The following is a 12,891-nucleotide window of genomic DNA, read 5'->3' on the forward strand; positions in this document are numbered from 1 at the left end:
CCCGCGCCGCGGGGCGGCCCCGCCGGGTGCCCGCGCCCGGCGCGGGCCGCGCTAAGCTCGCACACTGTGAGGAGGAGACCCCTGGACAGCACCGACGGGCCCGTGGAGATCGCGGTCCACCGCATCGACCCGGACCTGCCGCTCCCGGCCTACGCCCACCCGGGCGACGCCGGGGCCGACCTCGTCACCGCCGAGGACGTGGTCCTCGACCCCGGGCGCCGGGCGACCGTCCGCACGGGGCTCGCCATCGCCCTGCCCGACGGCTACGCGGCGTTCGTGCACCCGCGCTCCGGCCTCGCGGCGCGGTGCGGGCTGACCCTCGTCAACGCGCCCGGCACCATCGACGCCGGCTACCGGGGCGAGATCCGGGTGACCCTGATCAACACCGACGCGGAGACCCCCGTGAAGCTGACCCGCGGCGACCGCATCGCGCAGCTCGTGGTGCAGCGGGTCGAGCGCGCGGTCTTCCGCGAGACCGGCCCCCTGCCGGGGTCGGAGCGGGGGACCGGCGGGTTCGGGTCCACGGGCGGGCACGCGGCGGCCAGATGACGACCACGGCCCCCCGATCCGGGGGCCGGACGAGCGGGAGAGGTGGAAGGCGTGTTCGGACGCCGACGCAGGAAGACCGAGCAGAGCAGCGGCGCCGGCGAAACCCCTGAGGTCGGCGAGCGGCGCAGCGCCGCGCCCGAGCCTCGGAAGGACGCCGACCGGCACCGGGCCGCGGGCCCCTGGGACGCCTCCGAGGACGCCCCCGACATCCCGCGCATGGACCTCGGGTCCATCCGGGTCCCCGTGCGCTCGGGGACCGAGATCCGCGTGGACGTGGTCAAGAACAACCAGATCATCGGCGTCACCCTGGTGTCCGGCAAGTCCGCCGTCCAGGTGCAGCCGTTCGCCGCGCCCAAGTCGAGCGGCCTGTGGGAGGAGATGCGCGAGGAGCTGCGCACCCAGATCACCTCCCAGGGCGGCAAGGCCGAGGACTTCGAGGGCGTGTTCGGTCCCGAACTGCGCGCCGTGGTCCCGGTCGAGGGCCGCAGGAGCGAGGAGGGCCGGCAGCTCGGGCAGCGGGTCCGCTTCATCGGCGTCGACGGCCCCCGCTGGGTGCTGCGCGGCGTCGTGCGCGGCGAGGCCGCGGTCAAGCCGGAGGCCATGGCGGCCGTCGAGGAGCTGTTCCAGGGCGTCGTGGTCTACCGGGGCGACAACCCGGTGCCGCCGCGCGAACTCCTCACGATCACCGTGCCGCCGGAGGTGCAGAAGTCCATGGAGGCCGCGTCCCGCGCCCGCGCCAACGGCGCCCCCGACACCGCGCCCCCGCGCGCCACCATCACCCCCGACGACCCGGGCACCCCCGGCTCCGGAGGCCCGGGTACCCCCGGACGTCCCGGCCCCGGAGGCCCCGGCCCCGGCACCCCCGGCCCCACCCCGCCACCCGCCTCCTGACCGCCCCCGCCTGACACCCGCCGCCCACCTCGCCACCACGCACCGGCTGAAGGCGGGCGTGGCGCCGTCCCGGCGTGCCCGACGCCTGCGATGCCGTGTCCGTCGACCGTCCGCCCACGCGGTGTCGGCCGCCGCGCGTTGGGCGTCGGGCCGACCACCTGTCCGGTTCCGGGTGCTTCGGGCCACTGCGTGGCGGTCGGAAGTGGGGGCGCTGCCTCGGCGCGCCCGCCCACCTGGGTTGCCGCGTCCGTCGACCGTCCCCGAGGCATTACCGGCCATTGCGCGCCGGTCGGAGGCGGGGTTGGTGCCGTCTCGGCGTGCCCGACGACCTGCTGAGCCGCGTCCGCCGACCGTCCTCCCTACACGGCTGCGGCGACCGCGCGTCGGCCGCCGGGCGATCGGATCACCTGATCGGCCTCCGCGCGGCGGTCGGACGTGGGGGGCCGCCTCGGCGCGCCCGGCCGTCCGGGGTGTCGCATCCGCTGACCGCCCTCCTGCCGGCGGGTGTCCGGCGCTCCTCGCGGCCACCCGGCCGGCCGCTCGCCCGGCCGCTTGCGGAACGGCCGGGAGGGCGTCGTCCCGCCGGTGTCGCCCGGCGGTCCGGTGCCGCACCGCTCTCCAGGCCACCGGGGAAGCCGCCGTCCGGGCCACCAGGGAAGACTCCTTGCGGTCCCGGAGTGGGCGCGGCCAGGATGGGGCGGTGCTGATTCGACGCGAGACCCCCGCCGACATCCCCGCCATCCGCGCGGTGACCGCCGCCGCCTTCCGCGGCGCCGCCCACTCCGCCCCGCCGGTCGAACCCGGCGGCGACCCGGGGGAGGCCACGCTCGTCGGGTGGCTGCGCGACGACCCCGGCTGGATTCCGGAGCTCTCGCTGGTCGCGACCGACGCGGGCGCGGTCGTGGGGCACGTCGTCTGCACCCGGGGCATGCTGGGGGAGACCCCCGCTCTCGGCCTGGGGCCGCTGAGCGTGTCCCCCGAGCGGCAGGGAGCGGGAATCGGGTCGGCGCTGATGCACGCCGTCCTCGGCGCCGCCGACGCCCTGAGCGAACCCGTGGTGGTGCTGGTCGGCGAGCCCGCCTTCTACGGCCGCTTCGGGTTCGTCCCGGCGGACGGCCTCGGGATCACCGCGCCCGATCCCCAGTGGGGCGCCTACTTCCAGGCGCGCCCGCTCACCGCGCATCGCCCGGACCTGCGGGGCACGTTCCGGTACGCGGCACCGTTCGACCGCCTCTGACCGGAAACCGCCGGAACCGCCGCGCACCCGTGGTGCGCCGCCGGCGCACCACGGGCGGGTCAGACCGGCCCGGGGTCGTCCGGGGCGGTGACGGAGCCCAGGAAGAGGACGGCCTCGCGGCGGCGCAGGACGAACCCGAACGGGCGGTCGACCGTGAACGGCACCGGCCTCGGCGGCGACATCGCCGCCGCGAGGGCGATCACGGCGGTGGCGGCGGCGCCCTCCGCGCCCTCCTCGTCGACGCGGAGCAGGGCCTTGTGCACGGCCTTGTCCACGCGCAGCGGTGCGGCGCTTACCCCGCTCAGGTCGGCCGCGTCGGTGAACAGGGCGCGGACCCCGGCGGCGGCCAGGGGGCCGCTCAGGTCGGTGTCGTGCGAGATCTCGAACCGGGGCAGGGCCAGGGCGACCTCGGTCGGCCGGGCGGCCCGGTACAGGGCGGTGAGGACGTCCCCCGAGGGCACGGGCGGCACGGCCGGGTCATCCGGCAGCAGTACGTCCAGCGCCAGGTCCTCGCCGCCGTCGAGGGTGACCATGCGCCACCCGGAGGCCGCGGCGTGCGGCAGCCGGCCGGTGCGCAGCATGGTCGCCGCGGCGCGCACGCCGCCGGGGGAGTGGAAGTCGCGTTCGGCGGTGAGTCCGGGGTCGAACGGGCTGGTCCAGCGCATCCGCACCCACAGCGCGTTGGCGAGCAGCAGCCGGGTGGCGGCGGTGACCATGCCCGGGGCGAGCAGGTCCGGGATGAGGCCGCGGGTGGTCTCCGCGACCCGGGCGTTGACCGCCCGGCGCACGCCCTCGGGGTCGCCGGCGAAGTCGGCCGCGTGCAGGCCCGAGTCGGGGCGCTCGCGCAGCGCGGCGGCGAACTCCGGCCGGACGTCCAAGTCGGCGCGCACCCACAGGTCGGTGGCGGCCGCCAGGCCCTTCGCGCCGGACGCGGCGTCGTCGATCGCGCGCAGGTGGCCGTCGAGGTCGGCGCCGAGCAGCCCGTCCAGCTCCGCGCGGGTGGCGCCGCGCGTCCCGAGGGCGAGCAGGCCGAGCGCGCCCGCCACCGACGCGGGTGACCACACGGTCCCGGCGTCGGTTCCGGGCAGCGCGGCGTGCAGGCGCAGGGCGAAGGCGAGGTGATCGGGGCGCGGGTACCGGTGCCGGGACATCAGGGGCGCTCCTCGTCGTGGACGTCGGTTGACGGCCAGCCTAACCGCCACCCCGGGGCCCACCCCCTCCCGCTGCGGGACGCCCACCGGGACGGCGGTGGAGGGGCGACCCCGGCGCGCCACGCCGCCCGCGCCCTGAACCGGGGCGACGACCGCGCCGGGAACCGCCCCATCCCGCCGAACCCCTCGAAGCACCACCAGAGGCCGCGGCCGCGTCCTGTGGCGGCCCCGGTCGGCCGGGGGCGGGTGGGCACACTGCGGCCCGCTGTGCCGTTGCGCACGGACAGGACGCCTGCCCGCCGTCCCCGGGGAGAGTGCCCCGGGTTCGCCGCCGCTGCGGGGGGAGGGGCGTCCGGGAGCGGCACGTCGGCCGCGCGTGGAACCGGGGGTCGGTGGCCGCGGGGGGACGCGGTTCCGTCGGATGTCCGGGCGGGGCGGTGGAGGGTCGTGGCCGGGCTGGGCCCGGTGGTGCCGGCCGACCGTGGGGCTGCGGTCCGTCGTGTCCCTTGCGCTGGAGGCACTCGCCCGCCGCCCCGTTCCTCCCCGTCCGTGCGGTCCGTTCGTCGCGAGCCTTGCTCGCCGGCCCGTGCCGCATCGGGTCGGAGGGACGCCTACACCGATGCGCCGCTGGTGCCTGCGCCGGGGGCGGGCGCCGACGGCCGGGCGGTTGAGCCGCCGGCCGCATCGGGCGCCGCGCGCGGTGGTCCGGGCCGCTGCGCCGGGCCCACGGGGCGCCGCCCGGGGGTGGGGCGGTGGCTTGTTCCCCGATGTCCGCGATGCCCGGAGCGGCTGCGGCGCCCGGGTGGACGGCGCCCGCCGGGGGCGGGCGGCGCGCGGGGAAGATCACCCGCCGGACCCGCCCGTGACCTAGGCTGGGAGTCTCTGCCGACGCCGATCCTGGAGCAGCATGACCGACCAGCAGCGGGCCGTGGACGCGGCCGGAAGCGGTGCGCCCGACCCCTCCGCACCGCACCGGGACCGTGGTGGTCCCGGCACCCCCTCCGCGCCCGGGTCCGGTGTTCCGGGCCCCGCCGCCGGGGCGGCCGCCGAATCGGCCGACCGCGCGCCCGCGGCGGAGGCGACCGCCGTCCCTGGTTCCGGTCCCGGCCCCGGCGCCCATTCCGGCGCTGACGCGGCGGCCGACCCCGGCGCCGAGGCCACCGCGGCGCCCGTGTCCGAGCAGACCGTCGAATCCGTGGTGCGCGGCCAGCTCGCCAAGGCCCTCGGCGGTAAGCGCGGCATGGTCGAGGCCGCCGTCCCCACCCTGACGTTCACCATCGGCTACATGGTCACCCAGGAGCTGCGGCTCGCCCTCGGGCTGGGCGTGGCGTTCGCCCTGGTGCTGGCCGTGGTCCGGCTGGTCCAGCGCTCCTCGGTGCAGTTCGTCGTCAACAGCCTCTTCGGCATCGGGATCGCCGCGGTGTTCGCCCTGCGCAGCGGCGACGCCGAGGACTTCGCGCTGCCCGGCATCATCTACAACGCCGTGTACGCGGCCGTGCTGACCCTGAGCATCCTCGTGCGCTGGCCCGCCATCGGCCTGCTCATCGGCGCCGTCACCGGCGACCCCACCGGGTGGCGCGACAACCCGGCCGTGGTCCGGCTCAGCTCCCGGCTGACCTGGCTGCTCGTGCTGCCGTGCGTGGTGCGGGTGGCCGTCCAGCTGCCGCTGTGGTTCGCGCAGTCCTCCGGGGCCGCCGACACCTTCGCCTGGCTGGGCATCTCCAAGATCGCCATGGGCTGGCCGCTCCAGGTGGCGTCGCTGGCGGCCATGGTATGGCTGCTGGCGCGCGGCCGCACCCCCATGGAGCAGTCCCCCGGGACCCGGGAGGACTGACCGGGGGCGGCCGCGCGGCGCGTCACTCCGGGGCGAGCAGCGCGCCCAGTTCCTCCACCGACGCCGCGCTGCTGAGGAACACCAGGTCGTCGCCCGGCTCCAGCACGGTGGTGGGCGCCGGCGGGCGCACCCGCCCGTCGCGCACCACCGCCACCAGCACGATGTCCTCCGGCAGGCCCGGAAGCAGCTCGCGCACCGGGCGCCCCGCGTGCGGGGTGCCCGGTGGCAGCGTGAACTCCAGCAGGTCCGTCTCGGGCAGCGACACGGCCGCGGCGTCGGGCGCCTCGTCGGCCAGCGCCGCCGGGTCGTCGACCAGCGACGCGATCAGCCGCGGCGGCGACACCGCGACGTCCACCCCCCACGCGTCGGTGAACAGCCACTCGTTGCGCGGGTCGTTGATGCGGGCGATCACCCGCGGCACCCCGAACTCCGTCTTGGCCAGCAGCGCCACCACGAGGTTGACCTTGTCGTCGCTGCTGGCCGCCACGACCGCGTCGAAGTCGGCCAGGCGGGCGTCCTCCAGCGACGCCAGCTCGCAGGCGTCGGCCAGCAGCCACTCCACCCGCGGCAGCTCGTCCACCCCGATGGCGCGGGTGTCGCGGTCGATGAGCAGCACCTCGTGCCCGCTCTCGCTCAACTCTGCGGCGATGGACCGGCCGACACTCCCGGCCCCCGCGATCGCGACCCGCATCTAGCCCTCCCGCCCGTCGTCGGCGCGGGCGCCCAGGCGCGCCCGCAGCCCGTCGGCCTCCGTGGCGCGCACCAGGACGTGCAGCATGTCGCCCGCGCGCAGCGTCTCGTCGCCGCGCGGGAGCAGCAGCTCGCCGCCGCGCGACAGGTAGGCCACCCGAACGCCCACCGCCGACTCCAGCCGCTCGACCCTGCTGCCCACCCACACCTCGGTCAGCGGGGCCTCGGTCATCACCAGCGTGCCCGACGGGTCGCGCCACAGCGGGCCGACGCCCAGCCCGGCCGAGCCCGGCACCAGCCGGCGCAGGATGGTGTCGGCGGTCCAGTGCACGGTGCCGACCGTGGGGATGCCCAGCCGCTGGTAGACCTCGGCGCGCCGCGGATCGTAGATGCGCGCGACCACGTGCTCCACGCCGAACGTCTCGCGCGCCACCCGGGCGGCGATGATGTTGGAGTTGTCGCCGCTGCTGACCGCGGCGAACGCCGACGCCGAGGCGATCCCGGCGGCCTCCAGCACGTCGCGGTCGTGGCCCACCCCGCGCACCGCTGCGCGGGCCGTTGCCGGGCGGAGCCGGCGGAACGCCTCCGGGTCCTGGTCGATCACGGCCACCGTGTGGCCGGTGTCCTCCAGCGTGTGGGCGAGGGTCGACCCCACCCGGCCGCAGCCCAATATGACGATGTGCACCGGTCCATCCGCTCCCGAGTCCGCGTCCGCGGGAGGGCGCCCGCCCCTCCCGTCAGACGTATACCCAACCACGCGAGAGCGCCCCGTTCACACCGGTACCGGCGGTCCGGGCGGGTCGCGGCGCCCGCGCGCGCGGGACGGTCCGGTGGCGGGCCTCGGCTAGAGTGACCGCAGATGGGTGGTGGCTGTACGCGGGGGTCACCTGCGTGATGCCCGACAGTCCCGTCCCTTCGAAAGGCTTGGACCATGAGCCTGATCGGTACCGACCTGGAACTGCGCGTCGACGACGTCGCGCACGGCGGCTGGTGCGTCGGCCGCCACGAGGAGCAGGTCGTCTTCGTCCGGCACGCCCTGCCCGGCGAGCGCGTCCGCGTCCGGGTCACCGAGGAGACCCGCCGCTTCCTGCGCGCCGAGGCCGTCGACGTCCTGGAGCCCTCGCCCGACCGGGTGACCCCGCCGTGCCCCTACGCCGGGCCGGGGCGCTGCGGCGGCTGCGACTGGCAGCACGCCACCCTCGACGCGCAGCGGCGCATCAAGGGCCGCGTCGTGGCCGAGCAGCTGCGCCGCATCGCCGGCATCGAGCGCGAGGTCGAGGTCGAGGAGCTGCCCGGCACCCCCGACGGCCTGGGCTGGCGCACGCGGGTGCGGTTCGCGGTGGCCGCCGACGGCACGGCCGGGCTGCGCCGGCACCGCTCGCACGAGCTGGAGCCCGTCGACTCCTGCCGGATCGCGCACCCCGAGGTCGACCGCCTGGGCGTGACCGACCTGCCGTGGCCGGGCATCGCCGAGGTCGAGGCCGTGGTCTCCGGCACCACGCGCGACAGCGCCGTCATCGTCACTCCGCGCGGCGCCCGGCTGCCCGCGCTGCCCACGCCCAAGGCGTCGGCCGCCGTGCTGCGCCGTTTCAAGGGCGGCCGCACCCAGCAGGTGCGCGGTCGGCGCGGCATCCGCGAGCAGGTCGGCGGGCGCGAGTTCCGCGTCAGCGCGGGCGGGTTCTGGCAGGTCCACCCGGCCGCGGCGGCGGTCCTCACCGACGCCGTCCTGGCCGCGCTGGAGCCCAAGCCGGGCGAGACCGCCCTGGACCTGTACTGCGGCTCCGGGCTGTTCACGGGCCCCCTCGCCGAGGCCGTCGGGCCCGAGGGCCGGGTGCTCGGCGTGGAGTCCGGCGCCGAGGCCGTGCGCGACGCCCAGCACAACCTCCGCGACGTGCCGTGGGCGCGCGTCGAGCGCGCCGACGTCGCCACCCAGCTGCGCGAGTGGGTCGACATGCGCGTCGACGTCGCGGTCATCGACCCGCCGCGCTCCGGCGTCGGCCGCGCCGTGGCCGAGCAGCTCGCCGAACTGCGCAACCGCCGCGTCGCCTACGTCTCCTGCGACCCCGCCACCCTCGCCCGCGACCTCGCCGCCTTCATCGAGTTCGGATACCGCCTCACCTCCCTCCGCGCCTTCGACGCCTTCCCGATGACCCACCACGTCGAGTGCCTCGCGGTCCTCGACCGCGATTGATGGACGCGGTCGCCCCGGCCCCGCCAGGGGCACCGTGGACCTCGGCCACGACGCCTTCCTCCGCTCCGACCACGACCTGACGCCGCCACCGCCCGCCGCGCCGGATTCCGGTGGCGCCCGCCGGGCGGTGGCGCGGCCGGGGTGAGCGGGGCGTGGTTTCGGGGGGTCGGGGGTGGGGGGAAGAATGGGGGCCATGCGCTTGAGGATCTTTACCGAGCCGCAGCAGGGTGCCTCCTACGACACGCTGCTGGCCGTGGCCAAGGCGACCGAGGATCTCGGTTACGACGCGTTCTTCCGCTCCGACCACTACCTGAAGATGGGCGACGTCGACGGGCTGCCCGGGCCCACCGACGCGTGGATCACCCTGGCCGGGCTGGCCCGCGAGACCTCGCGGGTGCGGCTGGGCACGCTGATGACCGCCGCGACCTTCCGGCACCCGGGCCCGCTGGCGATCAGCGTGGCGCAGGTCGACCAGATGAGCGGGGGCCGGGTCGAGTTCGGGTTCGGCGCCGGCTGGTACGAGGAGGAGCACAGCGCCTACGGCATCCCCTTCCCGGCCAGCGCGCGTGAGCGGTTCGACCGCTACGAGGAGCAGCTCGACGTCATCACCGGCCTGTGGGCCACCCCGGTCGGCGAGACGTTCCGCTACGAGGGCCGCCATTACCGGCTGGCCGAGGGGCCGGCGCTGCCCAAGCCGGCGCAGGCGCCGCGCCCGCCGGTGCTGATCGGCGGCACCGGGCGCAAGCGGACGCCGCGCCTGGCGGCGACGCACGCCGACGAGTACAACGTGCCGTTCATGTCCCCCGAGGACACCGCCGCGGCGTTCGACCGGACCCGGGCCGCGGTGCGCGCGGCGGGCCGCACCGCGCCGATGGTGTACTCGGCGGCGCAGGTGCTGTGCTGCGGCCGCGACGACGCCGAGGTGGCGCGCCGGGCGGCGGCGATCGGGCGCGAGCCCGAGGAGCTGCGCCGCAACGGGCTGGCGGGCACCCCGGCCGAGATCGTCGACAAGATCGGCCGGTTCGCCGCGGTCGGCGCCGAGCGCCTGTACCTGCAGGTCCTCGACCTCTCCGACCTGGACCACTTGGAGCTGGTCGCGTCGCAGGTCGCCCCGCAGGTCGCCTGAACGACCGAGCCCACGGCGCCGGTCCCCGCGCGGTGCGGGGACCGGCGCCGGTGTGTGCTGTCGGCTGTTTAACTTGATATCGAGATACTTGTTGGATAGCTTGATGTCGAGATAACTTGAGCGTGAATCCCTGGGCGTGTGAGGTTGGCCGCCGGCCGGCCGGGTAGCCGCGGTACCAGGCACCGGCCCGGTCGCGGGTGCGGTACCGCACGACCGCGCCGTCACCGCTGGTGGGCGGCCGTCCACCCGCGCGGCGCGCGGCGGCCGGGCCACCAGGCGCGGACCCTCCCTTAGGGCAGCCTCAGTGAAGTCCCGGCGCCGCCGCTAGGGCAGGATGCTGGGAGAAAGTGGCGAGATCAGGAGGCAACTACCGTGTCCGCGAACAGCTTCGGCAGCCGTGACACGCTCCGCGTTGGCGACGAGTCGTACGAGATCTTCCGCCTGGACGCCGTCGAGGGCGCCAAGCGACTTCCCTACAGCCTGAAGGTGCTGCTGGAGAACCTCCTCCGCACCGAGGACGGCGCGAACGTCACCGCGGAGCACATCCGGGCCCTGGGCGAGTGGGACGCCGAGGCCCAGCCCAGCCAGGAGATCCAGTTCACCCCCGCGCGGGTGATCATGCAGGACTTCACCGGCGTCCCCTGCGTGGTGGACCTCGCGACCATGCGCGAGGCCGTCAACGACCTCGGGGGCGACCCGGCCAAGATCAACCCGCTCGCCCCCGCCGAGCTGGTGATCGACCACTCGGTCATCGTGGACGTCTTCGGCCGCCCCGACGCCTTCGAGCGCAACGTCGAGATCGAGTACGAGCGCAACCGCGAGCGCTACCAGTTCCTGCGCTGGGGCCAGACCGCCTTCGACGAGTTCAAGGTCGTCCCGCCCGGCACCGGCATCGTGCACCAGGCCAACATCGAGCACCTGGCCCGCGTCGCCATGGTGCGCAACGGCCAGGTCTACCCCGACACCTGCGTGGGCACCGACTCCCACACCACCATGCAGAACGGCCTGGGCATCCTGGGCTGGGGCGTGGGCGGCATCGAGGCCGAGGCCGCCATGCTCGGCCAGCCGATCTCCATGCTCATCCCGCGCGTCGTGGGCTTCAAGCTGACCGGCGAGCTGAAGCCGGGCACCACCGCCACCGACCTGGTGCTGACCATCACCGAGATGCTGCGCGCGCACGGCGTGGTCGGCAAGTTCGTGGAGTTCTACGGCGAGGGCGTCGCCGCGGTGCCGCTGGCCAACCGCGCCACCATCGGCAACATGAGCCCGGAGTTCGGGTCCACCGCCGCGATCTTCCCGATCGACGACGAGACCATCCGGTACATGTCGCTGACCGGCCGCAGCGAGGCCCAGACCCGCCTGGTCGAGGCCTACGCCAAGGAGCAGGGCCTCTGGCACGACCCGGCGCACGAGCCGGTCTTCTCCGAGTACCTGGAGCTCGACCTCGGCGACGTCGTCCCGTCGATCGCCGGCCCCAAGCGCCCGCAGGACCGCATCGCGCTGTCCGACGCGAAGCCCACCTGGCGCCGCAACGTGCGCGACTACGTGCACTCCGACGGCATCGACAACGGTGTCGACGAGGCGTCCGCCGAGTCCTTCCCGGCGTCGGACGCCCCGGCCTACACCTCCGCCAACGGCTCGGCCCCGGCCGAGCACACCGCCACCGAGCTGGTGCCCCGGCCCTCCAAGCGGGTCAAGGTCACGCTGGCCGACGGCACCGAGACCGAGATCGACCACGGCGCCGTGGTGATCGCCGCGATCACCTCCTGCACCAACACGTCGAACCCGTCGGTCATGATCGGCGCCGCGCTGCTGGCCAAGAAGGCGGTCGAGAAGGGCCTGTCCCGCAAGCCGTGGGTCAAGACCTCCCTGGCCCCCGGGTCCAAGGTCGTCACCGACTACTACGAGCGCTCGGGCCTCACGCCCTACCTCGACAAGCTCGGCTTCAACCTGGTCGGCTACGGCTGCACCACCTGCATCGGCAACTCCGGCCCGCTGCCGGAGGAGATCTCCCAGGCGGTGCAGGACAACGACCTCGCGGTCACCGCGGTGCTCTCCGGCAACCGCAACTTCGAGGGTCGGATCAACCCCGACGTCAAGATGAACTACCTGGCGTCGCCGCCGCTGGTCGTGGCCTACGCGCTGGCCGGGTCCATGGACGTCGACATCACCACCGAGCCCCTGGGCACCGGCTCCGACGGGCAGCCGGTCCACCTGGCCGACATCTGGCCGTCGCCGGAGGAGGTCCAGGAGGTCATCGACTCCGCGATCGCCTCGGACATGTACGAGTCCGCGTACTCCGACGTGTTCGCCGGCGACGAGCGGTGGCGCTCGCTGCCCACGCCCACCGGCGACACCTTCGCCTGGGACGCCGAGTCGACCTACGTGCGCAAGCCCCCGTACTTCGAGGGCATGGCGACCGAGCCGTCCCCGGTCACCGACATCGAGGGCGCCCGGGTGCTCGCCAAGCTCGGCGACTCCGTGACCACCGACCACATCTCCCCGGCCGGCGCCATCAAGCCGGGCACGCCCGCCGCCGAGTACCTCAAGGAGCACGGCGTCGAGCGCCGCGACTTCAACTCCTACGGGTCCCGGCGCGGCAACCACGAGGTGATGATCCGCGGCACGTTCGCCAACATCCGGCTGCGCAACCAGATCGCCCCGGGCACGGAGGGCGGCTACACCCGCGACTTCACCCAGCCCGACGCCCCGGTGTCGTTCATCTACGACGCCGCGCAGAACTACGCCGCGCAGGGCACCCCGCTGGTGGTGCTGGGCGGCAAGGAGTACGGTTCCGGCTCCTCGCGCGACTGGGCGGCCAAGGGCACCAGCCTGCTGGGCGTCCGCGCGGTCATCACCGAGTCCTACGAGCGCATCCACCGCTCCAACCTCATCGGCATGGGGGTGCTGCCGCTGCAGTTCCCCGAGGGGCAGTCGGCGGACTCCCTCGGCCTGACCGGTGAGGAGACCTTCTCCATCACCGGCGTGACCGAGCTGAACGAGGGCCGCGTCCCCGCCACGGTGAAGGTGTCCACCGACACCGGTGTCGAGTTCGACGCCGTCGTGCGCATCGACACCCCCGGCGAGGCCGACTACTACCGCAACGGCGGCATCCTGCAGTACGTGCTGCGCCAGCTCATCGCCGGCTAGGCACGGGCACCCGCGCGGCCGCCCGCCGCGCGTCCCGCCCCGGGGCCGCCGCCGTCCACCCGACGGCGGCGG

Annotated in this window: 10 protein-coding genes; 7 read left to right on the forward strand and 3 right to left on the reverse strand. The window is 75.4% G+C overall.

What is annotated here, in order from left to right:
- Nucleotides 1-102 precede the first annotated feature (102 nt).
- The 3 genes from dut to NT8_RS13870 all read left to right on the forward strand — a co-directional run bounded on the left by dut (nt 103) and on the right by NT8_RS13870 (nt 2,677).
- A complete protein-coding gene (gene dut, locus NT8_RS13860; RefSeq protein ID WP_067968822.1) occupies nt 103-549 on the forward strand; it encodes a dUTP diphosphatase in 447 nt (148 codons plus the stop codon).
- Nucleotides 550-600: 51 nt separating this feature from the next.
- On the forward strand, nt 601-1,440 hold the full coding sequence (locus NT8_RS13865; protein WP_084468923.1) for a DUF3710 domain-containing protein: 840 nt from the start codon (nt 601-603) through the stop codon (nt 1,438-1,440).
- A 700-nt stretch (nt 1,441-2,140) separates the two neighbouring features.
- On the forward strand, nt 2,141-2,677 hold the full coding sequence (locus tag NT8_RS13870) for a GNAT family N-acetyltransferase (protein WP_067968825.1): 537 nt from the start codon (nt 2,141-2,143) through the stop codon (nt 2,675-2,677).
- Between the two features lie 59 nt (nt 2,678-2,736).
- On the opposite strand, the gene NT8_RS13875 is transcribed toward NT8_RS13870, so the two are convergent.
- A complete protein-coding gene (locus NT8_RS13875; protein WP_067968830.1) occupies nt 2,737-3,828 on the reverse strand; it encodes a serpin family protein in 1,092 nt (363 codons plus the stop codon).
- 907 nt (nt 3,829-4,735) lie between these two features.
- Here NT8_RS13875 and NT8_RS13880 point away from each other — a divergent pair.
- Nucleotides 4,736-5,662, forward strand: a complete 927-nt coding sequence (locus NT8_RS13880; RefSeq protein WP_369406301.1) for a DUF3159 domain-containing protein — start codon at nt 4,736-4,738, stop codon at nt 5,660-5,662.
- A gap of 22 nt (nt 5,663-5,684) precedes the next feature.
- Here the strand turns inward: NT8_RS13880 and NT8_RS13885 are convergent, their stop codons facing one another.
- Nucleotides 5,685-6,353, reverse strand: coding sequence for a potassium channel family protein (locus NT8_RS13885; RefSeq protein ID WP_067968831.1), 669 nt, complete (start codon nt 6,351-6,353; stop codon nt 5,685-5,687).
- Nucleotides 6,354-7,037, reverse strand: a complete 684-nt coding sequence (locus tag NT8_RS13890; RefSeq protein ID WP_067968838.1) for a potassium channel family protein — start codon at nt 7,035-7,037, stop codon at nt 6,354-6,356.
- Nucleotides 7,038-7,283: 246 nt separating this feature from the next.
- Here NT8_RS13890 and NT8_RS13895 point away from each other — a divergent pair, with 246 nt between their 5' ends.
- From NT8_RS13895 to acnA, 3 genes are all read left to right on the forward strand, one after another.
- A complete protein-coding gene (locus tag NT8_RS13895; RefSeq protein ID WP_067968839.1) occupies nt 7,284-8,543 on the forward strand; it encodes a class I SAM-dependent RNA methyltransferase in 1,260 nt (419 codons plus the stop codon).
- A 193-nt stretch (nt 8,544-8,736) separates the two neighbouring features.
- Entirely contained in the window at nt 8,737-9,669 is a 933-nt protein-coding gene (locus NT8_RS13900; RefSeq protein ID WP_067968840.1) for an LLM class F420-dependent oxidoreductase, read from the forward strand.
- Nucleotides 9,670-10,041: 372 nt separating this feature from the next.
- Nucleotides 10,042-12,819: an aconitate hydratase AcnA gene (gene acnA / locus NT8_RS13905; RefSeq protein ID WP_067968848.1), complete on the forward strand. Its 2,778-nt coding sequence runs from the start codon at nt 10,042-10,044 to the stop codon at nt 12,817-12,819.
- Nucleotides 12,820-12,891: the final 72 nt, after the last annotated feature.

The organism is Nocardiopsis trehalosi NBRC 14201 (assembly GCF_001552555.1).
Lineage (GTDB): Bacteria > Actinomycetota > Actinomycetes > Streptosporangiales > Streptosporangiaceae > Nocardiopsis_B > Nocardiopsis_B trehalosi.